Annotated in this window: 22 protein-coding genes; 16 read left to right on the top strand and 6 right to left on the bottom strand. The window is 44.4% G+C overall.

What is annotated here, in order from left to right; all coding sequences use genetic code 11:
* Window positions 1-161 precede the first annotated feature (161 nt).
* Together ACZ41C_RS09840 and ACZ41C_RS09835 are read right to left on the bottom strand one after the other, a co-directional pair.
* On the bottom strand, window positions 162-1,793 hold the full coding sequence (locus ACZ41C_RS09840) for a TonB family protein (protein WP_464561067.1): 1,632 nt from the start codon (window positions 1,791-1,793) through the stop codon (window positions 162-164).
* Window positions 1,790-2,152 (bottom strand): BlaI/MecI/CopY family transcriptional regulator, encoded by a 363-nt coding sequence (locus ACZ41C_RS09835; RefSeq protein WP_138257743.1) that lies wholly within the window; start codon window positions 2,150-2,152, stop codon window positions 1,790-1,792. Before ACZ41C_RS09835 ends, ACZ41C_RS09840 begins: the two co-directional genes overlap by 4 nt.
* Window positions 2,153-2,349: 197 nt before the next feature.
* On the opposite strand from ACZ41C_RS09835, the gene ACZ41C_RS09830 reads away from it, so the two are divergent.
* Window positions 2,350-2,859 (top strand): DUF456 domain-containing protein, encoded by a 510-nt coding sequence (locus tag ACZ41C_RS09830; RefSeq protein WP_154917282.1) that lies wholly within the window; start codon window positions 2,350-2,352, stop codon window positions 2,857-2,859.
* Here the strand turns inward: ACZ41C_RS09830 and ACZ41C_RS09825 are convergent.
* On the bottom strand, window positions 2,856-3,410 hold the full coding sequence (locus ACZ41C_RS09825; RefSeq protein ID WP_464561064.1) for a nitroreductase family protein: 555 nt from the start codon (window positions 3,408-3,410) through the stop codon (window positions 2,856-2,858). The genes ACZ41C_RS09830 and ACZ41C_RS09825 overlap by 4 nt on opposite strands.
* Window positions 3,411-3,502: 92 nt before the next feature.
* Window positions 3,503-4,393 (bottom strand): LysR family transcriptional regulator, encoded by an 891-nt coding sequence (locus tag ACZ41C_RS09820; RefSeq protein ID WP_464561062.1) that lies wholly within the window; start codon window positions 4,391-4,393, stop codon window positions 3,503-3,505.
* An 85-nt stretch (window positions 4,394-4,478) separates the two neighbouring features.
* Between ACZ41C_RS09820 and hutH the strand changes: the two genes are divergently transcribed.
* The 6 genes from hutH (at window position 4,479) to ACZ41C_RS09790 (ending at window position 12,422) form a co-directional block, all read left to right on the top strand.
* Complete coding sequence (hutH, locus tag ACZ41C_RS09815; RefSeq protein WP_464561060.1) at window positions 4,479-6,053, top strand: histidine ammonia-lyase; 1,575 nt, start codon at window positions 4,479-4,481, stop codon at window positions 6,051-6,053.
* A 3-nt stretch (window positions 6,054-6,056) separates the two neighbouring features.
* Complete coding sequence (gene hutI / locus ACZ41C_RS09810) at window positions 6,057-7,307, top strand: imidazolonepropionase (protein WP_464561058.1); 1,251 nt, start codon at window positions 6,057-6,059, stop codon at window positions 7,305-7,307.
* 8 nt (window positions 7,308-7,315) lie between these two features.
* A complete protein-coding gene (locus ACZ41C_RS09805) occupies window positions 7,316-9,394 on the top strand; it encodes a urocanate hydratase (RefSeq protein WP_464561056.1) in 2,079 nt (692 codons plus the stop codon).
* A gap of 141 nt (window positions 9,395-9,535) precedes the next feature.
* Window positions 9,536-10,513: a formimidoylglutamase gene (hutG, locus tag ACZ41C_RS09800; RefSeq protein ID WP_464561054.1), complete on the top strand. Its 978-nt coding sequence runs from the start codon at window positions 9,536-9,538 to the stop codon at window positions 10,511-10,513.
* Between the two features lie 425 nt (window positions 10,514-10,938).
* A complete protein-coding gene (locus ACZ41C_RS09795) occupies window positions 10,939-12,132 on the top strand; it encodes a hypothetical protein (RefSeq protein WP_464561052.1) in 1,194 nt (397 codons plus the stop codon).
* Window positions 12,133-12,194: 62 nt separating this feature from the next.
* The gene (locus tag ACZ41C_RS09790) at window positions 12,195-12,422 is read left to right on the top strand and encodes a hypothetical protein (RefSeq protein ID WP_272635537.1); all 228 of its coding nucleotides are present in this window, start codon (window positions 12,195-12,197) and stop codon (window positions 12,420-12,422) included.
* Here the strand turns inward: ACZ41C_RS09790 and ACZ41C_RS09785 are convergent.
* Both ACZ41C_RS09785 and ACZ41C_RS09780 read right to left on the bottom strand, forming a co-directional pair.
* Window positions 12,415-13,320, bottom strand: a complete 906-nt coding sequence (locus ACZ41C_RS09785) for a universal stress protein (protein ID WP_464561049.1) — start codon at window positions 13,318-13,320, stop codon at window positions 12,415-12,417. The genes ACZ41C_RS09790 and ACZ41C_RS09785 overlap by 8 nt on opposite strands.
* 86 nt (window positions 13,321-13,406) lie before the next feature.
* A complete protein-coding gene (locus ACZ41C_RS09780; protein ID WP_464561047.1) occupies window positions 13,407-14,096 on the bottom strand; it encodes a Crp/Fnr family transcriptional regulator in 690 nt (229 codons plus the stop codon).
* Window positions 14,097-14,217: 121 nt separating this feature from the next.
* Between ACZ41C_RS09780 and ACZ41C_RS09775 the strand changes: the two genes are divergently transcribed.
* The 9 genes from ACZ41C_RS09775 (at window position 14,218) to ACZ41C_RS09735 (ending at window position 23,515) form a co-directional block, all read left to right on the top strand.
* A complete protein-coding gene (locus ACZ41C_RS09775) occupies window positions 14,218-16,614 on the top strand; it encodes a heavy metal translocating P-type ATPase (RefSeq protein WP_464561045.1) in 2,397 nt (798 codons plus the stop codon).
* A 93-nt stretch (window positions 16,615-16,707) separates the two neighbouring features.
* On the top strand, window positions 16,708-16,911 hold the full coding sequence (gene ccoS, locus ACZ41C_RS09770) for a cbb3-type cytochrome oxidase assembly protein CcoS (protein ID WP_138257756.1): 204 nt from the start codon (window positions 16,708-16,710) through the stop codon (window positions 16,909-16,911).
* Between the two features lie 6 nt (window positions 16,912-16,917).
* On the top strand, window positions 16,918-19,119 hold the full coding sequence (gene ccoN, locus ACZ41C_RS09765) for a cytochrome-c oxidase, cbb3-type subunit I (RefSeq protein ID WP_125221359.1): 2,202 nt from the start codon (window positions 16,918-16,920) through the stop codon (window positions 19,117-19,119).
* 2 nt (window positions 19,120-19,121) lie between these two features.
* A complete protein-coding gene (locus ACZ41C_RS09760; RefSeq protein WP_125221360.1) occupies window positions 19,122-19,313 on the top strand; it encodes a CcoQ/FixQ family Cbb3-type cytochrome c oxidase assembly chaperone in 192 nt (63 codons plus the stop codon).
* On the top strand, window positions 19,310-20,293 hold the full coding sequence (locus ACZ41C_RS09755; protein ID WP_464561042.1) for a cbb3-type cytochrome c oxidase N-terminal domain-containing protein: 984 nt from the start codon (window positions 19,310-19,312) through the stop codon (window positions 20,291-20,293). Before ACZ41C_RS09760 ends, ACZ41C_RS09755 begins: the two co-directional genes overlap by 4 nt.
* Window positions 20,294-20,425: 132 nt before the next feature.
* A complete protein-coding gene (gene ccoG, locus ACZ41C_RS09750; RefSeq protein ID WP_125221362.1) occupies window positions 20,426-21,844 on the top strand; it encodes a cytochrome c oxidase accessory protein CcoG in 1,419 nt (472 codons plus the stop codon).
* 15 nt (window positions 21,845-21,859) lie between these two features.
* Complete coding sequence (locus tag ACZ41C_RS09745) at window positions 21,860-22,306, top strand: FixH family protein (RefSeq protein ID WP_464561039.1); 447 nt, start codon at window positions 21,860-21,862, stop codon at window positions 22,304-22,306.
* Window positions 22,307-22,311: 5 nt separating this feature from the next.
* Window positions 22,312-23,016, top strand: coding sequence for a sulfite exporter TauE/SafE family protein (locus tag ACZ41C_RS09740; protein ID WP_464561037.1), 705 nt, complete (start codon window positions 22,312-22,314; stop codon window positions 23,014-23,016).
* A 10-nt stretch (window positions 23,017-23,026) separates the two neighbouring features.
* Window positions 23,027-23,515: a GTP-binding protein gene (locus tag ACZ41C_RS09735; protein WP_125221365.1), complete on the top strand. Its 489-nt coding sequence runs from the start codon at window positions 23,027-23,029 to the stop codon at window positions 23,513-23,515.
* Window positions 23,516-23,545: the final 30 nt, after the last annotated feature.

Below are 23,545 nucleotides of genomic sequence, written 5' to 3'. Positions count from 1 at the left end.
TTAGTTTTTGGAAAAGTGGATTTCCACCTTGAAATCAGAAATGCGTTTGGTTGCTATTTTGGAAAGGTAAGCTATTTGAATTTCCAGTCTAATGATTTATGTAGAAAGTATTTTGAAGTACAAGACCTGTACAGGTCTTAAATTATTTAATTACAAACCTATTATTCCAACTTAAAATTTACCGGAATGGAATAGGCCACCGCCACTTCCTCTACCCCATTTTTACCCGGTTTCATTACTGGCAAACGCTTTAAGATTCGCTCCACCTCATCCTCCAAAAGTTTATCAGGTCCGCGCATGGCAATATTTTCGACGTTTCCTTCTTTTGAAATCGTAAAAAGGGCACTTACCCTTCCTTGGATTCCCCTGTCCTGAGCTTCTTGGGGATAACTGAAATTTTTGCTGATATGCCGCATGATATTCTCATTGAAACAGGCACGGGAGTCGGTTGCATTTTCACAGCCCGGGAAAACGGGAACCTCATCTACTTCCCCAAATGGTATGGCATTCGATTCAAGGGCCTTATTGGCCCGAATTGTTTGGGCCGATGTTCCATCCAGTTGAAAAATAACAGGAATGGAATAAGGTATGTTCACTGTCTTACCATCCTTTAATCCCGGTTGCATTTTAGGAAGCTTAGAGATGATCCCTTCCACTTCCTCCTCCAAAAGAGGATGGGGACCACGATTCTCGATATTAACTATACTTCCTTCTGTATTTATGGTAAACAGAACACTCACCTTACCTTCGATGTTTTTCTCCAGGGCTTCCTCTGGATAATTAAAGTTTTTACTGATGTGTTCCATGATTTTTTGATTGAAGCAGGCCCTTTTATCTTCGGAATTCTCACAACCTGGAAAAATGGGTACAGCATCTAATTCTGAAAATGGTACCATATTGGATTTTAAGGGAGTAGCTTCTAAATTTTCTTTGGAATTTGCCTCGCTTTCACACGAGGTATAGAATAACATACCGAGTACCAGGGGTACCAATACCAAATACTTTAACTGCCAGATTTTTTTTGATTTTGATTTTTGTAACATGACTATTCGTTTTTTGATTAATGTTGATTTAAAAAATGGATTGATGAAGGAAAAATTCCGGACTTCGAACGCTTGGGACAACAGCATTTCACAGTGTTCCTGTCGCTCTTGTTTGGGAACCTGGGCATCGGCGATAAATTCGTGCAGTTCCGTGAGTCGGTTTTGATAAACATAAACCAAGGGATTGAACCAAAACACGATTCGCACGACCTCGAAAAACAGTAGGTCCAAGGTGTGCCACTGCCTAATATGGACCATCTCATGTGCTACAATGGATTCGGTTTCCTTACGACTAAAATTCTCTCCTAAGAAAATAGACTTTAGGAACGAAAAGGCCACATTACTCTGGGGGATCAGAATCCTTCTATGGTCCCTATAAACTTGTACCTTCCCCGTCAACTTTAAGGTTCGCAAGCGCCAAAGTTTCACGACAAAGGCAATGACAGCCATTCCGCACCCAATGAAAAATAGGACGATGAGCCAAGTAATTTCCATTGCCGCCAGAGCAGTTCCAACTCCCACGATAGCCGTCGGCTGAAGGTTCCATAAATACTCGGAATACCCTAATAAAACGGGGGCTTCGTTTTTAAATGCCTCTATTTTTACCCAGGGCAAGGCCAAGGATGCGGCAAATGTGGCCAACAGATAGACCCGGTTCCATTGAAAGAAGGTCTCGCGCTTAAGGAAAAAATCATAAATAACGAGGAACACCAATTGAAAGGCGATGCACTCTAGGATATACTGTATCATTTCTTGTCCTTTTTTATTTCGTTCATAATGGACTCCAATTCGGACAGGCTCATATCGTTCTTCTTCATGAAAAAAGAAACCATACTCTTGAAGGAGCCCTGAAAATAACCGTCCACCAATTTGTTGATGCTTTGGTTGCTGTAATCCGATTTTTTCACGATTGGATAATAGAGGTATCCCTTTCCCTCCTTCTCATGGTCCACAAAGCCCTTGCTCTCCAAAATCCGAATGATGGTGGAAACGGTGTTGTAGGCCGGCTTGGGTTCGGGCAATTCATCAATGACACCCGCTACGTTCGATTTTTCCAATTGCCATAATACCTGCATTACCTCCTCTTCGGCCTTTGTTAATTGCTTCATTACTTTAGGTTTTTATTTTTATTCTAAATACAAATTTCAGTTATAACACCCTTCGACTCCGCTCAGGGTAGCAGTTCGATTCGTAAATCTCATCGCTAATATAACTAAATATTTAGTTTAAACTAATTTTTTAGTTAAAAAATTGATTTCAGTATGACACTTGTAACATTTTTGACCTATTTTCGTCCAATCGTCATATGGATATAGCACTATTGATTATCGGGTTTATTTTTATGCTGCTAGGCATCCTTGGCAGCTTTCTCCCCGTACTTCCGGGACCACCTATTAGTTGGATCGGACTCTTACTTTTATACCTTACTAAGGCCATTCCCAACAGTTGGTGGGTGTTGGGCATCACCCTCGCCATTGCACTCATTGTATTTGCGCTTGATTATATCATTCCTGCCATGGGTACGAAGAAATTTGGCGGAACACGGGCAGGGATGATAGGTACGACCATCGGCCTCATAGTTGGATTGCTCGCACCTATACCTGGAGGAATCATTATTGGTCCTTTTGTAGGTGCCTTTCTAGGGGAACTATCGGCGAAAGCCGATAACAAAACGGCCCTAAAAGCTGCCTTTGGTTCCTTTTTGGGTTTCCTTACCGGTACGTTTATGAAGTTTGTGGTCGCCGTGGTCTATTTGGGACTGTTCATCTCCACCGCTTGGGAGTACAGAACGGCGTTGTTTCCGTATTTTAATTAATCCAGCCAAACGGTTTTTTCCGAAATTGGATTTCTTGTAGATACCGGCACATCGCCATCATAATAGCCCATGTACAAAAATCCTAGGCATTTTTCCCCTACGGCCATGTCGAAAAATTCATCCATGTACTTTATAATTCCCGGGGAGCTCCAATAACACCCAATTCCCAGCTCGGTACAACATAACCACATGTTCTGCACGGCCATGGCAACCGCGGCCACCTCTTCCCACTCGGGAAGGCTCTCCTTAGTGTCTCGCTGCATACAGATGGCTATCACCGCTGCGGATTGATCGGCGTTGGCGCGTAACTTTTTGATCTTGATCTGTTGGGGTCGTGCATCGGTATCCTCATATTTTTTGGACAGGAATGCGCCCAAGGCTTCCTTGGATTTTCCCCGTAGTACCTTAAATCGCCATGGTTCCGTTTTTTTATGCGTTGGCGCCCAATTGGCGGCCTCCAATATGCGCTCCAAATCGGTTTTGGATAGTTCCTTTTCTATATATTGAGGTGGAAATACCGACCTTCTATTTTTAATCAAATCAAATATCATAGTTCAATATTTAGGTTCATAAAATTAAGCCTCAAAACCCATGATTCCAAAGTCTAAGTACAGCAATTAAATGAATCTCAACGATTTCTATGCTATTTAGTTTCAAACAACAAATCGATGCAGTTCTGTAAAACAGGATTCCTATGCTCCTTTTTCCAAATGGCCGATAGCAAGGCCCTTTGTTCTATATCCCTAAGCTCAACAAATTTTACCCGCATTTGAAAGCCGTATTGCAGGGCCGTTGGGACAATGGCAATGCCCAAATTGTTCTCCACCAATTTGAAAATGGTCTGCGCGTGCACGGATTTATGGGAAACCTTGGGTACAAAACCCGCATCGGAACAAATGCTCATGATCGTTTCGTAGTAATAAGGACTGTAATCCTGACTGAACAAAATAAAGTTATCTTCGGAAAAGCGTTCCATCCCCGAGTATTCCCTTGTAAGCATGGGATAGCTTTCGGGCAATACCAAGGAGAAGGTGTCCTCATAAACCGTTCGCATGTGCAAATTGGCCGGAACTTTGGCCAATCGAACAAAGCCTATATCCAAATCTCCCTTTAAAACCGCATCCACTTGGTTCAAATTGGACAGCTCCTCCAAAGAGGTCTTTATCTTTGGAAAGGTATCCCTCAATTTTAAGAGCAGATTTGGGATGACATCCTGCATGGCGGAACCCAAAAACCCGATCCGAATTTCACCCGTATCGCCCTCCCCCATCAGCTGTAATTGTCGTTTTACCTCTTTTAATTGCTTAAAAAGTGCTTCGGATTGGTGCTTCAGGTAATGGCCAGCCGGGGTCAGTGCAACCTTCTTTTTATCCCTCACGAAAAGTTCCGCCTGCAATATTTCCTCCATTTGCTTTATCTGGCGTGACAAACCTGGTTGGGAGATAAAGAGCTTTTCCGCAGCCTTTCTAAAATGTAGTTCATCGGCTACCGCCAAAAAATACGTAAGGTGCCGTAATTCTATTTGAGAACTCATAGTTATTGATTGTTCAACAAAATGGTATTGGTAATTATCAAACTTAAACAATATCTTTATAAAACTAATATCTAAAAGGCAAATTTTGGCGTTGGACACCTTTAAATTTGGAGAAGACTGGCTTACTGTAGGTAAGGTCCTAAGTATTGCAAAAGGAGGTACTACAATTGTTCTTTCTCAATCGGTTCAAAAACGGATCGAGAACAGTTCGCTGGTAGTCACATCCATCGTGGAAAAAGGACATCCTGTTTACGGGATCAATACGGGCTTTGGGCCGCTATGCACCACAAAAATTTCCAAAGAGGAGACGCGCATTTTACAGACAAACATCCTTAAAAGCCATAGTGTGGGCGTTGGAGAGCCTATTTCTAGGGAATTGGCCAAAATCATGCTGATTTTGAAGGCCCATTCCTTGGCAAAAGGATATTCCGGCATCGCGCTTGACACCTTGGAACGAATTATTTGGCACATAGAAAACGATGCGATACCTGTGGTCCCCTCCCAAGGCTCCGTGGGGGCATCGGGTGATTTGGCGCCATTGTCCCATTTGTTTTTGCCCTTGATCGGGCTGGGCAAGGTCGATTACCAAGGAAAAATTATCCCGACCCAGACCTTATTTGAAAAAACGGGGCTGACACCACTAAACTTGGGACCCAAGGAAGGGCTCGCCCTCATCAACGGCACCCAGTTCATTGCGGCCCACGCCGTCAAGGTCGTGGAAAAATTACATTCCGTTTTGTCCCAAGCCGATATCATTGGGGCCATGATGATCGAAGGGCTGCAAGGCTCCGTAAAGCCCTTTTATAAGGAACTGCACGAACTACGTCCCTTTAAGGGCAATATTCATGTTGCCAGGCGCGTAAAGCGATTGCTAAAGGGTTCAGAAATCATGGAGGACCATATCGATTGTGACCGCGTACAGGACCCATATTCCCTGCGTTGTATTCCCCAAGTGCACGGTGCCTCCAGAAATGCCTGGTTACACTTGAAGGAACTTTTGGAAACCGAACTGAATTCGGTTACGGACAACCCCGTAATCATTGACGAAGAACTCACCATTAGCGGCGGAAACTTTCACGGGCAACCCTTGGCACTGGCCTTGGATTATGCCTGTTTGGCGGCATCGGAGGTGGGGAATATTTCGGACCGACGCATTTATTTGGCCCTGGAGGGAAACAGCCCCGGTGTACCTAAATTGTTGATGAAGGACACAGGTATCAATTCCGGTTACATGATCTTACAATATACCAGTGCGGCCTTGGCGAGCGAAAACAAGGGGATGTGCTTTCCGTCCAGTGCAGATAGCATTCCCACTTCCCTAGGACAAGAAGATCATGTAAGCATGGGCTCCATTGGAGGCAGGAAGGCGCTTCGCGTCATAGAAAATGTAGAAAAGATATTGGCGATAGAACTGTTGACTGCGGCGCAGGCCTTTGAATATAGAAAGCCCTTAAAATCGGGTATTTTTTTGGACGAGATTCATAAAACCGTTCGGAAAAAGGTGCCTTTTGCAGATCGTGACCGAGTTTTTTCGGATGATATCGAAAAGGGCATCGAAATGATCCAAAACAAAACGATCATATTAGTCATTGAAAAAGTTGAAAAGAACAGAAACATTTCGCTCAAAACGAAATATTCGGCAGAATTTGAAAGCTATTGATCTATGGAAGCATTGCAATTGATCGGACCCTTCAAACAACTATTGACCATGGAGGCCTTGCCGTTAAAAGGTGCGCTTTCCGATAGTCAACTTTGGATCATTGAAGATGCAGGGATTCTGGTTTCCGATGGAAAAGTGATGGCCACGGGAAATTACGCTTCTCTAAAAAAAGAACATCCTTCCGCCGAATGTCACGAATTAACAGGTGCCCATGTGTGTCTTCCCGGTTTTATCGATGCCCACACCCACATTTGTTTTGGGGGAAGCAGGGCCAACGACTACGCGCTTAGAAATTCGGGGAAAACCTATTTGGAAATCGCCAAAGCGGGTGGTGGTATTTGGGATACGGTTACCCAAACCAGAAAGGCGGACAAGGAAACATTGAAAAAAAAGACGGTAAAATTAGCCAATCGGCACCTTAAAACGGGCGTCACAACGCTGGAGGTGAAAAGTGGATACGGACTTTCATTGAACGAGGAAATTAAAATGTTAGAGGCGATACAGGAAACCGACAACGAAATTCCATCGGACCTAATCCCAACCTGCCTTGCCGCACACATGTTTCCCAAGGATTATGCGGGTACCAAAACCGAATATTTACAGGAATTGGCCCAAAAGTTATTGCCGAAATTGAAGGCCGAAAATCTCACCAACAGAATCGACGCCTTTATTGAAGAAAGTGCCTTTTCTCCAGAGGAAATAGCCCCGTATTTTGAAGCGGCCAAACAACTTGGATTTGATATTACGGTGCATGCCGACCAATTTTCCACGGGCGGCAGCAAAGTGGCGGTTGATTTTGGGGCCATCAGTGCGGACCATCTGGAGGCGAGTACAGATACCGAAATTGAGCTATTGGCCAAAAGCAATACCATCGCCACGGCCTTACCGGGGGCCTCATTGGGACTTGGCTGTAATTTTACACCGGCAAGAAAACTATTGGATGCCGGGGCCACTTTGGCCATTGCAAGCGACCACAACCCGGGTTCCGCCCCCATGGGCGATCTATTGACCCAAGCGGCTATTTTGGGTGCTTTTGAAAAATTATCGAATGCGGAGGTCCTTGCAGGAATTACGGTAAGGGCGGCCACCGCCTTAGGGCTCAAGGACCGAGGGAAACTGGCCAAGGGATACTTGGCGGATTTTAGTCTTTTCCATACCGATAACTATCAGGAAATCCTGTACAACCAAGGAAACCTGAAACCCTGCATGGTCTGGAAAAACGGAAATTTGGTGTACAACAAGCATAAAGCCTAAAGACTAGCATGGATTTTAAAGCACAGATTCTTGCGGGAATCCCATCGAAACTACCAAAGAAAAAAGAACGTTCTTCCACCGTTTCACACGCCCCAAAAAGAAAGGATATCCTTTCAACCGAGGAAAAAAAACTGGCCATACGCAATGCGTTGCGGTATTTTCCACCGGAATGGCACCAAGAACTTGCGTATGAATTTGCAAAAGAACTGATGCAATACGGTCGGATTTACATGTACCGCTTCATGCCCGATTATAAAATGTATGCCCGACCCATTTCCGAATATCCCGCCAAGACTTCCCAAGCGGCAGCCATTATGTTGATGATCCAGAACAACTTGGACCCTGCGGTGGCACAGCATCCGGAAGAATTGATTACTTATGGGGGCAATGGCGCCGTTTTTCAGAATTGGGCCCAATACCTATTGACCATGCAATTTTTGGCCACGATGACCGAAGAACAAACGCTTCATATCTATTCCGGGCATCCCATGGGCTTGTTCCCGTCTTCCAAGGAAGCTCCCAGGGTGGTCGTGACCAACGGTATGATGATTCCCAATTATTCCAAACCCGATGACTGGGAACGTTTTAATGCCTTGGGCGTTACGCAATACGGGCAAATGACGGCAGGTTCGTATATGTACATTGGTCCGCAAGGTATCGTTCACGGCACTACGATTACGGTCATGAACGCCTTTAGAAAAGTGTTGAAACCCGGAGAAAAACCGGAAGGTAAAATCTTCCTTACGGCCGGACTGGGAGGTATGAGCGGGGCCCAGCCCAAAGCAGGAAACATTGCGGGCTGCATTACCGTCTGCGCCGAAGTGAATCCGGCGGCCGCCCGTAAACGCTTTGAACAGGGTTGGGTGGATGAACTTTTGGAAGATATTGACAACCTTGTTGAACGAACCAAAACCGCCATCGCACAAAAAGAAGTTGTGTCGTTGGCCTATATTGGGAATGTAGTGGATGTTTGGGAGCGTTTTTATAAAGAAAACATTTTTGTGCATTTGGGTTCGGACCAGACCTCTTTGCACAATCCTTGGGCCGGTGGCTATTACCCCGTGGGGCTCGGTTATGAAGAGGCCAACGAATTGATGAGCGCAAATCCCGCACTTTTCAAAGCCAAGGTCCAGGAATCGCTACGAAGACATGCCAATGCCATAAACAAGCATACGGAACGAGGTTGCTATTTCTTTGACTATGGTAACGCCTTTCTATTGGAGGCTTCAAGAGCAGGTGCGGCTATCTACAAAGATTCTAAGGGCAATTTTAGTAACACCCCTTCCCCTATTGCATCCGACGATTCGCCAACTGGCGAAGAGAGGAATGCACAGGATGGGGGATGGGCTTATCCTTCTTATGTTCAGGATATATTGGGACCTATGTGTTTCGATTATGGATTTGGTCCGTTCCGATGGGTCTGCACGTCAGGGAATCCGGAAGATCTTCGTAAAACGGACCAGATTGCGCTGGCGATAATGCAACGGATAGAATCAACCGCACCCATAGAAGTTCAGCAACAAATGGAGGACAACATCAAATGGATTCAAGAGGCCGAAGAAAACAACTTGGTCGTTGGCTCCCAGGCACGGATTTTATATGCCGATGCGGAAGGTAGGGCAGCCATTGCCGAAGCCTTTAACCAAGCGGTGAAGTCGGGCGAAATTTCCGCACCAGTTGTTTTGGGCAGGGACCACCATGACGTGAGCGGCACGGACAGTCCCTATAGGGAAACCAGTAATATTTACGACGGAAGTAAGTTCACTGCGGATATGGCCATCCACAACGTGATCGGCGACAGTTTTAGGGGCGCCACTTGGGTATCCATCCACAACGGTGGCGGCGTAGGTTGGGGCGAGGTCATCAACGGCGGTTTTGGCATGGTGCTCGACGGGACAAATGAAGCATCGAACCGACTAAAAAGCATGTTGTTCTATGACGTAAACAATGGTATCGCCCGAAGAAGTTGGGCCCGAAACAAGGAAGCCATCTTCGCCATACAAAGGGAAATGGACCGCACACCCAACTTGCGCATTAATTTACCTAACTTCGTGGAGGACCACGTTTTGGAAAAATTATTTCTTTAACAGGAATCGATCGGATCGTTCTTTTGTCTCCTCGGAGGCAGTCGGGAGGTCGTCATAATTTGCAACTAGGAAAGAAGGTCTCGACTGCGCTCGACCGGACAAATACATATTTTAAGGGCGACCCTAGCATTAAAAAAATATATGAGCAACTACACAGAAACTTTTTCGGAGATATACACTGGAAGACCTACGGGGCGGCAACTGTATTTACATGAAAAGATTTCTTGCGTTCCTATTTCCAACGTATCAACGGTTGCTTCCAAAAAATGCTTTGCCCTTTTGGGCTATGCCTGTGATGAAGGGGTGAAAAGAAATTTGGGTCGGCCCGGTGCCGTAAATGGCCCGGATGCCATCCGAAAGCACTTGGGCAAACTGCCCAACCATCTTCCCACGGAGACGCTACTCTATGATGTGGGCACACTACAATGTTTGGAAGGCGATATGGAAGTAACCCAACGGGACCTCAGCGATTCCATTTGCCAATTGCTTCAGCAAAAACACTTCCCCATCGTACTTGGAGGCGGGCACGATATGGCCTACGGCAGCTACAACGGACTCAAAAAATATGTTGGAAAAGGGGAAACCATCGGTATCATAAATTTTGACGCCCATTTTGACCTAAGAAACAACAGACAGGACAACGGTCACACTGTGAACAATTCCGGAACCCCGTTTTACCAAATAGCCCAGGACTGCCAAGCGGACGGCACCCTTTTCAAGTATCTCTGTTTGGGTATCAGACAAGATGCGAATGACAGGATTCTCTTTGAAACGGCCAAGGAACTGGATGTTAAGTACATCATGCGAGACACTTTTAGAATCCAATTCCACAATGAGATAAACGCCTGGATCAATGCCTTTACAGGCAATGTGGACCACATCTATGTGACCATTGATTTGGACGGATTTTCTTCGGCCTACGCACCCGGGGTAAGTGCTCCCTCGCCCATGGGTTTCACCCCGGATGTTGTCCTAGAATCCCTAAAGACCATTATGGCAACCGGTAAACTTAGGGTTTTGGACATTGCAGAATTAAATCCGGATTTTGATAGGGACGATCAAACGGCAAAATTGGCGGCATCCTTAGTGCATTACGTTTTACATGCTGAACGTAACTGAAAAGATTCCGCATTCAAGCGGAATTAGTTCAACCAACGGATAAATGTGCACTTCGTTTCACCTATCTGGTTTTCACTAACAAAAAAAGCCTCCCAAATGGAAAGCCTTTCATTGGTTCAATAGGTATAATCCTATTTTTACCACTGTCCCAAAATCACTTTCGGGACACAACACAACAGCACAAAGATAAGAAAGGATTTTTATTTTTTAAGGTCATTCTAAAATTATCATCGGATGAGCGGTCTCCTTTTTCCTTTGAATTGAAATTTGACCTAGAAGGGAATTCCCGATTAAAAACCATATAATCAGATAAATAGATCCAACCAATACAAGTTACCAAGGAAACCTTCCACTGGTCGACACTTGGGTAGTTACTCCAAAGCGGCTACGTAATTTGCAGGTCCAAATCCAAATCGACCTATCCCATGAACCTACGACCGGTTGCCTCCATAATTGTCCTATTGCTGTTTTTTTCGTGTTCGAAAGAGGATATTTCCACCTACCAAGAGGATTTAGTGGTACGTTTGGACGAGGAAATTGAGACAGCATCCCATAAGAAAGATGAAAAATCCCAGTATTTTGAGGAGGCCTTTGTTCATTGGATTGGAAACCGGCAGCAAGCATCGGGCCTGATGGAAAGTACGGAAATCTCCAATTTTACTTCCCTATACGACAATGCCTTGGCCGCGATATTTTTCATACAAGAGGATCGAAGGGAAAATGCCGAAAAGATATTCGATTATTATTACGCTATTCAAGAAACGGAACTACCCTTAACGGGGGGGTTCTATCAATTTAGAAAATCAGATGGTTCCGATGCGGAAAGGGTCTGGATGGGCGACAATGCCTGGTTGCTGATCGCTTTGAACCAATATGCCACCAAATATAGATCTGGAAAATATGAATCACTTTCGCTCCAATTGGAAAACTGGATACGTTCCCTACAATTGGAAAATGGAGCTTTGAGAGGAGGAACTAATTCAGACGGAACAGAGATACCCAATGTGACGGAAGGTATGATCACGGCCTTTCACGCCGTAAAGGGATACGACACATTCCATAAAAACATGCTGGATTTCCTGAAAAAGAATCGGTGGGACGAAGAGCTTGGACTGTTAATGGCCTGGCCTGAAAATCCGGAATATGCTTTTGCCCTGGACGTACTTTCCCTAAGCAAACTTATTTTCAACGACCTCTCTGACGATGTGCTCTTCCAAGCCAATAAATTCCTGAACGATCAGACAGCCACCTTGAGCGGTGAAATGGTTTCTGGGTATTGCTTCGACCAGGACAAGGATGTAATCTGGCTGGAAGGTTCCGCACAAATGGCAGTGGCCTTCAACAGTATCGAGCGGTTCGATATTTCGGAAAATATAATGGAAAACATTGAAAAGACGGTCATACAGAGCTCCATGACCGAAAACGCTAAAGGCATTCCCTATACCACCAACTTTGGGACTTCCTATGGAAGCAACGAACTTTGGGACCATACGGATATTACCCCGGCGCTGTCCTCCACCCTCTGGTACTACTTCGCCAAAACCAAATTCAATCCTTTCGATACGGGAAAAAAGGACATGCTACCAACAGCCGACAAATTTTGGAAATACGATTTTTAGTCGCAGTTTTAAAAAACCTTTAACGCATTCACGAGACCCTAAACACTATCTTTCAATTAAAAATGAAAGATTCAGTCTACGTTTGGGTATTGATTACCACATTGGCATTGGTTACGGTCACCATAATGTCCGTAATGAACCTCCCCTTTAATTGGATATTTTATTGCACCGTGCTAGGCCAGGCCCTTATTGTCATCATGGTCTATAAAGTACTGACCGATAATTACAAGACGGACAAAACATTCAAGGATTTTTACGAGGACAATCCCATTGGGAACCGCGTTAATTAGGTACGAATACGTTTTCCCTCTTACTGGATTCCTTTAAATGGGAGGTCATGCCCAGTTCCGGTATGACCAGCAGTGGTATTTGGGTATGAAAGGCCACTCTTTTTACTACGGGCTCACGTACCAATTGTTCCATGTAACTGTGTTGGTAGTTCAACATGGCCAGTAAATGGATGTCCATTTCCCTGGAAAAAACCTCCAAGGTCTTTGATACGGAATTCAACTCGGATACGGTGTGTACGTAATGCTCCACTTCACCCAGGTATTTGCGCAACATTCCCAGATTGAACAATTGAAGTTCGGACAGGGTCTTGATTTCGTATTGTACATGTACGATCCGGACGGTGGCATCAAAAATGTTAGCCAGTTCCACCAAAGGCCTTAGCTCGGATTTGGTATAAAATCGGGTGAAATCCGTCGCGAAAGCGATTTCGGTAGGTTTTTGAAATTCAAAGTTTTGTGGAATGGCCAATACGGGACAGTCCTTTACGGATTTGATGACACGTACCGTATTGCTGCCCATGAAAACCTCTTCCATTCCTGTTGCCCCCGTGGTTCCCATAATGACCAGTTCAATGTCATAGGCCGAAATACTTTCAATGATCTCATCCACCAACAAACTAAAGGAAGAAATGGTCTCAAAATGATGATGCTCGTTCACAAAGTCATTCTTGACCCGCGCCAATAGATCATCCAGGCCCTTTTGGGAATATTTGGCGGCACTGTTCGTTAGCATACTTTCCTCAAAGGAAGCCGCCATAAACCTGCTGCCGGCGATGGCCGGGGTATAGGTATTCAATAAATAGAAGGTACATTCCTGATCCCAGAACATGGAAATGGCATACTTGATGGCATTGCAGGAATTATCCGAAAAGTCCGTAGGGATTAAAATATTCTTCATCTAATTTCATCTTTGAATATGGGATAAAATTAGACCTAACATTACGGGGAAACTATGACAATTATCATCTTTGGGAAATAATCGACTTAAAAACCTTCCACAAGGTTTTTTAGCGCCTTTTCATCGGTGATCCCAATTCTTTTCCCGGAAGTTTTTAGATACCCTTTTTTCTTGAATTCTGAAATGATTCGGATACACGATTCAATGGCCGTACCTACCACATTGGAAATATCCTCCCTTGACAACACAAGTCTTAGATAGCCTTCCTCATCCTCCCCAAAATTATTTTTCAGGTACAGGAAAGCTTCCGCCATTCGTTGTTTGACGTTTTTTTGGCTCATGTTCACGATAACGTCATCGGCCTCCTTCAGGTCGTGAGCCATATGCCGTAATACCTCAAGGGTAAAATTGGGATTGGTATGCAAACTGGAAACGATACCTTCCTTGGGTATGAAACAAACCTCCATATCACTTACGGCAATGGCGCTCAAGTTTACGTTTTCTTCCGCCACCACGGAGCGTTGTCCAATGACCTCCCCCTTGCTCGCAAGCTTTACGATTTGATCTTTACCGTTTTCGCTTAATTTGGACAATTTGGATACCCCATCGCGTACGCAAAATACGCCATCCAACTTTTCACCCTCCTTAAAGAGGGACTCTCCCTTTTTGATTGTTCGTGTAGTTTTTGAATCGGACACCCTTTTCAATTCCTCCTTAGACATAGCGCGTAAGGAGTTGAATTGCCGTACGATACAATTTTCACATCTGCTTTCCATTGAACTAAAATTTACCTGACGAAACAAAGGTAACCACTACAAGTTAGGCAAAAACTGATAAATATCATATTTCAAAAACCCAACATTGCAAACCTTTGCCCCAGGTATTAGCAAATGAATTATGGAAAAGCAACCCTGTTATCATTGTGGGGACGATTGCAGCTCCGAGGGTATCCAGTACGATGAAAAGTGCTTCTGTTGCAACGGTTGCAAAACGGTCTACGAGATTTTTTCGGAAAACGATTTATCCTATTATTACGACTTGCAAACTTCGGCAGGTTCTACGCCTACAGCCATAGAAGGCAAGTACGATTTTTTGGAAACCGAGCGTATCGTTGAAAAATTAACGGAATTCAATGACGGCAACCTACAGATCGTAAATCTCTATATTCCTTTAATACATTGTAGTTCCTGTATCTGGGTATTGGAAAACCTGAACAAGCTCAACCCGTTCATCTCCTCCTCCCAAGTAAACTTTTCTAAGAAAACGGTACGGATTTCCTATAACAGCCAAAAAACCTCTTTGAAGGACGTGGTGGTGCTACTGGCCAGAATTGGTTACGAACCCTATATATCCTTGGAGGATATTGATGGAAAAGAAAAAAAGGTAGACCGAAGCCTTATTTATAAGTTGGGCGTAGCCGGATTTGCTTTTGGTAACGTGATGTTCCTTTCCTTTCCGGATTATTTTGATCTAAGCTCCAGCAAAACCTCCGGTGGTGAATTCTGGTTGAACCAATATGAAGTGGTTTTTAGATGGCTGATGTTCGCCTTTTCACTTCCCGTCGTTTTTTATGCAGGTGCCGATTACTTTGTTTCGGCCTATAAAGGCCTTCGTTCCAAAATCCTCAACATTGACGTTCCCATTTCCTTGGGTATTTTGGTACTTTTTGTACGAAGTACCTTGGAAATTATGTTCGATTGGGGAAGCGGCTTTTTTGACTCCCTTACCGGTTTGGTCTTCTTCCTGCTCCTGGGGAAATTCTTCCAACAAAAAACCTATTCCTTTCTCTCCTTTGAACGGGACTATAAATCCTATTTCCCCATAGCTGTGACCAAAATTAATGATGACGGTACCGAGGAAAGTACCCAGGTGCACGAGATCAAACAAGGCGACCTGCTATTGATCAGAAACGGGGAACTGATTCCAGTAGACGGACTCCTATATAAAGGCAAAGCACAGATTGATTACAGTTTTGTAACGGGGGAATCGGTCCCCGTTGAGCGGGAATTTGGCGACAAAGTTTTCGCCGGTGGGAGGCAAATGAACGGCCCTATTGAGGTGGAGGCCTTAAAATCGGTTTCCCAAAGTTACCTCACCCAGCTTTGGAGCAATTCGGTCTTTAAAACGGACAAATCCACCCGATTCCAAAACATCACCGATAGCATTGGAAAACGCTTTACCATTGGGGTATTGACCATTGCTTTTTTGGCCACAGCCTACTGGTTGTTTTTTGACCCGTCCTTGGCAATGAACGTTTTTACGGCGGTGTTGATCATCGCATGCCCGTGCGCCATAGCCTTGGCCTCGCCTTTCACCCTGGGCAATATGCTCCGCATCTTTGGTCAGAAGAAATTTTACTTGAGGGATACCGGTGCCATTGAACAATTGGCCCAAGTGGACACGGCCATATTTGACAAGACCGGAACCATTACCACTTCCAAACAAAGTACGGCCACCTATCAAGGCATGCCGTTGACAGAGGAAGAGGAGTCCCTTCTAAAAAATACCTTGAGGGCCTCCAACCACCCGTTGAGCAGGACCTTGTACGATATTTTATCGGACCATAACATATATACACTGGACGATTATGAGGAACACCTTGGCAAAGGCCTGGAAGGAAGTAAGGGCGACAGGCATATAAAAATAGGCTCTTCTGAATTTGTGGGCATGGAAGAGGTTTCGGACAGTTTGAACACGGCGGTGCACGTGGCGAGCAACAATGCGTACAAGGGCAAATACGTGTTTCACAATCAATACAGGGAGGGTGTTTCCGAAGTTTTTGAACAAATGTCGGATCAACTGCAATTGGCCATTCTTTCCGGTGATAACGAGGGCGAAAAACGCAACTTGGAAAAACTATTACCCAAATTGACTCCGTTGTATTTCAACCAAAAACCGGAGGATAAACTGGCCTTTATCACTGCCTTACAGGAACAGGGCAAAAAAGTCCTTATGGTGGGTGACGGATTGAACGATGCCGGTGCCCTTGCCCAAGCGGAAGTGGGTATCGCCATATCGGAGAACATCAACGTATTTTCCCCTGCCTGTGATGGTATTATGGATGCCTCAAAATTCCAGCAATTGTACCAATACATCATCGCCTCCAAAAAGGCCATGAAAATCATAAAGCTCAGTTTTTTATTGTCGCTCCTTTACAATGTAGTGGGACTCTATTTTGCGGTTACCGGGCAACTGGAACCCGTTATCGCGGCCATTTTAATGCCCTTGAGTTCCATTAGCGTGGTTGGGTTTACAACGCTAATGACCAACCTTTTGGGCAAAAAATTAAAGTAAAAAACAAGGTATAGAATAAAATATTTAAAACTGATAAATGTCATATTTAAAAGGAAGCAACAACGGTAATTTTACCCCGAAATTCAGGTAGGTATGAGTGTAATTTATGTGTTATTGGCCATTAGTATCATCGTCGCCATTGTCTTTTTTGCAGCGTTCATTTTCTCTGTAAAAAATGGGCAATATGACGATTCCTATACGCCATCCGTCCGGATGCTCTTTGAGGACGAATTGGTCAAACAGAAAAAGAGTTTACAAAAATCCAATATGGATACATCAATAGAATCAAATAACTAATCAACTATGGAAGTACAGCAGTTTTATTACGATAACAAAATCGTAAAAAAGTTCATCTATGCTACAATGCTTTGGGGTATTGTTGGTATGTCCGTTGGCCTATTATTGGCCTTTATGTTCTTGTTTCCGAATGTTACGGACGGAATTTCTTGGCTCAGTTTTGGCCGTTTAAGGCCCTTGCACACCAACGCGGTCATTTTTGCCTTTGTAGGTAATGCCATTTTTGCCGGTGTGTATTACTCGACCCAGCGCCTCCTAAAGGCACGAATGTTCAGTGATGTGCTGAGCAACATCAATTTTTGGGGCTGGCAATTGATCATTGTGGCCGCAGCCATTACATTGCCACTGGGAATTACCACATCTAAGGAATATGCGGAATTGGAGTGGCCCATCGATATTGCCATTGCCCTTGTGTGGGTAGCCTTTGGCGTCAACCTGATCGGGACCATGATCAAAAGAAGACAACGCCATTTATACGTTGCCATTTGGTTCTACTTGGCCACTTTTGTAACCGTAGCGGTACTACATATCTTCAATAGTTTGGAGTTACCTGTAAGCGCCTTAAAGAGCTACTCCGTATATGCGGGGGTTCAGGATGCCTTGGTACAATGGTGGTACGGCCACAACGCGGTTGCCTTCTTCTTGACAACCCCTTTCTTGGGATTGATGTACTATTTTGTTCCTAAAGCGGCGAACAGGCCTGTATATTCCTATAGACTTTCCATAGTTCACTTTTGGTCCTTGATATTCATTTATATCTGGGCAGGACCTCACCACTTGCTATACTCCGCATTGCCGGATTGGGCCCAAAACCTTGGTGTTGCCTTTTCGGTCATGTTGATCGCTCCTTCCTGGGGCGGTATGATCAACGGCCTTTTGACCTTGAGGGGTGCTTGGGACAAGGTTCGTACGGACCCAACACTTAAATTTATGGTAGTTGCGATTACAGGGTACGGGATGGCCACTTTTGAAGGTCCAATGCTTTCCTTAAAGAACGTAAACGCCATAGCCCATTTTAGCGACTGGATCATTGCCCACGTACATGTAGGTGCCTTGGCTTGGAACGGTTTCTTGACCTTTGGTATGATCTATTGGTTGGTTCCCAAAATGTTCAAGACCCGTTTGGCTTCGGTAGGAATGGCAAACTTCCACTTCTGGATTGGGACCCTAGGTATCATATTATATGCGCTACCTATGTACGTAGCCGGTTTCACCCAGGCCTTGATGTGGAAAGATTTTAATCCGGATGGAACCTTGGTCTACGGTAACTTCCTGGAAACCGTAAACGAGATCATCCCTATGTATTGGATGCGTGCCATTGGCGGTAGCCTTTACATTGTAGGTGCCATTGTGATGGTCTACAATATAGTTGTTACCATCAAATCCGGTCAAAAAGTGGAGGACGAATTGGCCGAAGCCGCTGCCCTCACCCGGGTATCCAAAAACAGGACCGCAGGGGAAACCTTCCACACATGGTTGGAGCGTAAGCCCATCCAATTGACCATTTTGGCTACCGTAGCCATTCTGATAGGTGGTATTGTACAAATTGTACCAACCATCATGGTGAAGTCCAATATTCCTACCATCACCAGTGTAAAACCTTATACACCATTAGAATTGGAAGGAAGGGACCTATATATACGCGAAGGTTGTGTAGGATGCCATTCCCAAATGATCAGGCCATTTAGAAGTGAGGTAGAACGCTATGGGGAATATGCCAAGGCCGGTGAGTTCGTATACGACCACCCATTCCTTTGGGGAAGTAAGAGAACGGGTCCTGATTTGCTACGGGTTGGTGGAAAGTATTCGGATAACTGGCACTTAAACCACATGTACGATCCACAAACGACCTCCTCCGGTTCCATAATGCCCTCCTACTCCTGGTTGGTACGCAACAAACATGACAGAAGTGGGGTTCAGGACAAAATGGAGGCCATGGTTACCTTGGGAGTACCTTATACCGATGAGGATATTGCCAATGCCGAAGCCAGTATGAGCGAACAGGCCATACAAATTGAGAAGAACCTCTATAGCGACCCGGATTTTGCATCGACCTACGAGGCCGATAAAAAATACGCCGCTGAAAACGGGGAGGAATTCATTGAAATGCGCGACAGGGAAATTGTGGCCATGATCGCCTACCTACAACGATTGGGTACGGATATAAAAATTAAGGAAACCAACGAATTAATCTCAGAAAATAAATAGCCATGCTAAAGTTTGTAAAAGGATATATGGAAAACATTGAGGGGGTGGCCACCTACCCAATGATTTCACTGATGATTTTCTTCGTCTTCTTCGTCGTTCTCTTCTGGTGGGTCTTTACCGCATCCAAGGAGTATGTCAAAGAGGTGAGCGACATCCCACTAGACAATAACAACCAACAAAACATTGAATTATGAAGAACCTAGGACCTTGGTGGATCAGACTTCCACTACTATTTTTTATCATATTTGGATTGACGGAGTTTTTTATAGACTCGGGGGATAAGCCAGCCTTTCTGGACCAACCCATAGTCGCACTATTTCTAGGCTTTATAATCCTTTTGCTTGTGGGCATAGAGCTTATCCTGGCCTCCATTGAGAACGTCATGTTCCAGACGCTATCGGAAGAGGCAAAGGAACGCTACTTGGCTTCCAAGGAACAAGGCTTTGAATGGGCCTGGGGCAAAAGAATGTACAAGAAACTTTTGGGCTCCAAACCAATTGAGGCCGAAGGTGAAATCATCTTGGACCACAACTATGATGGCATTCGCGAACTTGATAACAAGCTACCACCATGGTGGGTATATATGTTCTACGCCACCATCATTTTTGGGGTAGTGTATTTGGTGCGGTTCCACATTTTCAATGATTATGATCAGGATACCGAATACCTAACGGAAATGACCTTGGCCGAAGCCGAAATAGAAGAATACAAGAAGAACGCGAAGGACCTGGTAGATGTCAATACCGTGGAACTATTGACCGATGCATCCGATATTGCCGCAGGTAAGGCCGTTTTCGAAACGAATTGTGTGGCCTGTCATATGGCCGACGGTGGTGGGGGAATCGGTCCTAACCTGACCGATCAAAACTGGATATTGGGTGGCGATATTAAATCGGTTTTCAACACCATTTCAGAAGGTGGAAGGGACGGTAAAGGTATGATTGCCTGGAAACAGAGCCTAAAACCTGTGGAGATGGCGCAAGTTGCCAGCTATGTACTTAACTTTCAAGGAACCACACCAGCCAACCCAAAAGCTCCGGAAGGTGATATTATCGTAAACCCGCATATGGATGTGGAGGGAGCACCCGCCGTGGATTCGGTATTGATAGAAGTTGAAGTCGACACGTTAGAATTCATTAAAACTATTGACGAAGAGGGTACCGTAATTGAATAACGGAATCCTTTTGGATGGCCACATGCCACACTCATTTGGCATGTGGCGTTTCAAAAAACCGACACCAATACATTAAAAGCCAATAATAACAGTATTCCTATCCCTAGTAAAAGCAAGACAAATTAAACCGTAATGGCACAGGATCAAGAAAACTTTAGGGATTCCATTGGAACGATAAACGAAGAAGGAAAAAGGGCTTGGATTTTTCCGAAAAAACCAAGTGGCAAGTTCTACGAATACAGAAAATACGTGAGCTATTTTCTGCTGGCCTTTTTGTTCGCCGCACCCTTTATAAAAATTAATGGGAACCAATTTTTGATGTTCAATGTATTGGAACGCCGTTTCAATATTTTTGGATTTCCGTTTTGGCCCCAGGATTTTCATTTATTCGTTATTTCCATGATTATCGGTGTGATATTTGTCGCGCTGTTTACCGTTGCTTTTGGACGTATTTTCTGCGGATGGATGTGCCCTCAGACCATTTTTATGGAAATGGTCTTCAGAAGGATTGAGTATTGGATCGATGGGGACCGTGGGGCCCAGATAAAATTGGACCGACAAGCTTGGGATGCCGAGAAAATTAGGAAAAGGTTATTAAAGTGGTTCATCTTCTTTATCATTTCCTTTTTGATCGCCAATGTATTCTTGGCCTATCTTATCGGTAGCGACCGATTGATCAGGTATATCACGGACGGGCCTTTTGAGCACGTAAGCACCATCGTATCCTTATTGATTTTTACGGGAGTGTTCTATTTTGTTTTTGCCTGGTTTAGGGAGCAGGTCTGTATCATCGCATGCCCCTATGGTAGAATGCAAGGTGTATTGCTGGACAATAAATCCATTGTAGTCGCCTACGACCACAAACGCGGCGAGGCGGAAAACGGCCGTAAAAAATGGCGTAAAAATGAAGATCGGGAAGCCCTTGGCTATGGGGATTGCATCGATTGTTTTCAATGCGTGAACGTGTGCCCTACAGGAATCGATATTAGGAACGGAACCCAACTGGAGTGCGTGAACTGTACTGCCTGTATCGATGAATGCGATACCATCATGGAAAAGGTAAACCTCCCAAAGGGACTCATTAGGTATGCAAGCGAGGACGAAATCACCAAAAAGGAGAAATTCAAATTCACGCCACGTTTAAAAGGGTATTCTGCCGTATTGACCATTTTAATTGGTGTCTTGGTCGGGATGCTGTTTTTAAGAAACGACTTGGAAGCGAATATCCTTAGGTTACCGGGTCAACTTTATGAGCACAAGGAAGGGAACATCATAAGCAATGTTTACACCTATAAATTGGTGAACAAAACCACCAAACCTGTAGAGGACGTTAGCTTTAAATTGATTTCCCACAAGGGAACCATAAAACTGGTCCGTAACGAGAACTTTGAGGTTCCTGCACAGGATTTGGCCGAAGGAACGCTATTTATTGAGATTAACAACGCCGCCGTAAAAAGCGATAAGGAAAAGGTAAAAGTGGGAGTATATAGTGGAGATGAATTGGTCGAGACGACCCTATGCTCCTTTATGGCCCCTAGAAGTTATAAATAATTAAAAATATACACAATGAAAATTAATTGGGGAACCGGAATTGTACTGGCATTTATAGGTTTTATTGGCTTTATCCTCTTCTTTGTGGTACGGATGAGTACTGACAACCGTGCCAACCACGACCTTGTAACAGAGGATTACTATAGGCAGGAATTGGCCTATCAAAAAGAAATCGATGCCCAAAACAATGCCACAAAGGACATCAATAAATTACAGGTGAGAAAAAGTCCGGATGGACTTGAAATAATTTTCCCAGAAAAAGTGAACCCAAGAGAAATTGAAGGCACAGTGTCCCTATACAGACCATCTAATAAGCAATTGGATTTTGACTTACCCATAAGTTTGTCCAATAACCATTTGCTCATACCTGACAACCGCTTGTTGGATGGTCGCTGGGACATTAAAATACTTTGGAACTACAATGGCACGGATTACTTGCATAAGGAAAATATAATCTATTAGAAATCATGCTTCTTTCTGCCCTCATATTAGGTTTTATGGGAAGTCTTCACTGCGTAGGCATGTGCGGACCCATAGCCTTTATGCTGCCGGTGGACCATAAAAACAATCTTAAAAAGTTTGGCCAGATCAGCCTGTATCACATAGGTAGACTACTGGCCTATGGTATCATCGGACTGGTTTTTGGGCTATTGGGGAAAGGGCTGTATGTCTTTGGAATGCAGCAAAGACTGTCCATTGCCGTTGGTATTGTAATGATTCTGTTGGTGCTGATTCCTGCCAAAACCTTAAACAGATTTCAATTGGGACGCCCTGTATATAGGGCCATATCAAAAATAAAAAGCAGGTTGGGCCAAGAGTTTAAAAAGAAATCGGCCGACACCTTTTTGACCATTGGATTCCTAAACGGTTTTCTTCCCTGTGGCTTGGTCTATATGGCATTGTTCGGGTCCATAGCCATGGGCGAGGTCGCCCAGGGCAGCCTTTACATGGTGCTTTTTGGACTGGGCACAGTTCCCCTAATGACCACGGCCGTTTATTTTAGTGCATTTTTGAAAGGAAACGCAAAGAAACGCATCCAGAAACTAATTCCCGTTTTTGTGGTCCTTATGGGAACACTTTTCATTTTACGCGGTCTTGGCTTGGGAATCCCTTACATCTCCCCAAAACCGGTTACCCAAATGGTATCGGCAGAAATGGAATGTCATCCATGATATAATTCTAATGAAGAAACTATCCAACGATATTGTCCTTAGGCCACGGTTTCAGCTCGAAATTTTGGGAAACAGGGAACAATTGTTGCGAAAGTTCATCGATTCAAAAAAAGCGCCCTTTCTGGTCAATTGCCTGGACAACCATATCTTCATAAAATACAACAAGGAGACCACCCATTTTGGCTCTCCTCAATTACACTTGGAAATAGATGCCTTGGACGATAGAACATCCAAAATCTATGGTTTTTTTGGTCCAAACCCAACCCTATGGACCTTTTTCATGTTTCTGCATTTTGTGGTAGCCACCCTGTTCATTATTGTGGGTATTTGGGCCTATGTAAGTGCATCGCTCAACAAACCCTACGGACTTCAAGTTGGGTTTATGGTCTTATTGGTGGTCGTTTGGTTCGCACTCTATACCTTTGGGCAACTGGGTAAAAGAAAAGGCAAGCCCCAAATACAGGAACTTTACGCCTTTATGATGGAAACTTTGGGGTAGTTGCAACCCTTATCCATTGAAATGTGTATT

This window comes from Maribacter sp. C-4077 (genome assembly GCF_055378385.1).
This window is presented reverse-complemented; position numbering and strand designations above follow the sequence as displayed.

Excerpts from the sequence above, each read along its gene's own strand:
- ACZ41C_RS09830 (WP_154917282.1), top strand. The coding sequence starts at position 2,350 with ATGGATATAGCACTATTGATTATCGGGTTTATTTTTATGCTGCTAGGC.
- ACZ41C_RS09775 (WP_464561045.1), top strand. The coding sequence starts at position 14,218 with ATGGAAAAGCAACCCTGTTATCATTGTGGGGACGATTGCAGCTCCGAG.
- ccoG (WP_125221362.1), top strand. The coding sequence starts at position 20,426 with ATGGCACAGGATCAAGAAAACTTTAGGGATTCCATTGGAACGATAAAC.
- ccoS (WP_138257756.1), top strand. The coding sequence starts at position 16,708 with ATGAGTGTAATTTATGTGTTATTGGCCATTAGTATCATCGTCGCCATT.
- hutI (WP_464561058.1), top strand. The coding sequence starts at position 6,057 with ATGGAAGCATTGCAATTGATCGGACCCTTCAAACAACTATTGACCATG.
- ACZ41C_RS09740 (WP_464561037.1), top strand. The coding sequence starts at position 22,312 with ATGCTTCTTTCTGCCCTCATATTAGGTTTTATGGGAAGTCTTCACTGC.
- ACZ41C_RS09790 (WP_272635537.1), top strand. The coding sequence starts at position 12,195 with ATGAAAGATTCAGTCTACGTTTGGGTATTGATTACCACATTGGCATTG.
- hutG (WP_464561054.1), top strand. The coding sequence starts at position 9,536 with ATGAGCAACTACACAGAAACTTTTTCGGAGATATACACTGGAAGACCT.
- ACZ41C_RS09760 (WP_125221360.1), top strand. The coding sequence starts at position 19,122 with ATGCTAAAGTTTGTAAAAGGATATATGGAAAACATTGAGGGGGTGGCC.
- ACZ41C_RS09755 (WP_464561042.1), top strand. The coding sequence starts at position 19,310 with ATGAAGAACCTAGGACCTTGGTGGATCAGACTTCCACTACTATTTTTT.
- ACZ41C_RS09820 (WP_464561062.1), bottom strand. The coding sequence starts at position 4,393 with ATGAGTTCTCAAATAGAATTACGGCACCTTACGTATTTTTTGGCGGTA.
- ACZ41C_RS09805 (WP_464561056.1), top strand. The coding sequence starts at position 7,316 with ATGGATTTTAAAGCACAGATTCTTGCGGGAATCCCATCGAAACTACCA.
- ACZ41C_RS09840 (WP_464561067.1), bottom strand. The coding sequence starts at position 1,793 with ATGATACAGTATATCCTAGAGTGCATCGCCTTTCAATTGGTGTTCCTC.
- ACZ41C_RS09785 (WP_464561049.1), bottom strand. The coding sequence starts at position 13,320 with ATGAAGAATATTTTAATCCCTACGGACTTTTCGGATAATTCCTGCAAT.
- ACZ41C_RS09795 (WP_464561052.1), top strand. The coding sequence starts at position 10,939 with ATGAACCTACGACCGGTTGCCTCCATAATTGTCCTATTGCTGTTTTTT.
- ACZ41C_RS09835 (WP_138257743.1), bottom strand. The coding sequence starts at position 2,152 with ATGAAGCAATTAACAAAGGCCGAAGAGGAGGTAATGCAGGTATTATGG.
- ACZ41C_RS09735 (WP_125221365.1), top strand. The coding sequence starts at position 23,027 with ATGAAGAAACTATCCAACGATATTGTCCTTAGGCCACGGTTTCAGCTC.
- ACZ41C_RS09780 (WP_464561047.1), bottom strand. The coding sequence starts at position 14,096 with ATGGAAAGCAGATGTGAAAATTGTATCGTACGGCAATTCAACTCCTTA.
- ACZ41C_RS09825 (WP_464561064.1), bottom strand. The coding sequence starts at position 3,410 with ATGATATTTGATTTGATTAAAAATAGAAGGTCGGTATTTCCACCTCAA.
- ccoN (WP_125221359.1), top strand. The coding sequence starts at position 16,918 with ATGGAAGTACAGCAGTTTTATTACGATAACAAAATCGTAAAAAAGTTC.
- ACZ41C_RS09745 (WP_464561039.1), top strand. The coding sequence starts at position 21,860 with ATGAAAATTAATTGGGGAACCGGAATTGTACTGGCATTTATAGGTTTT.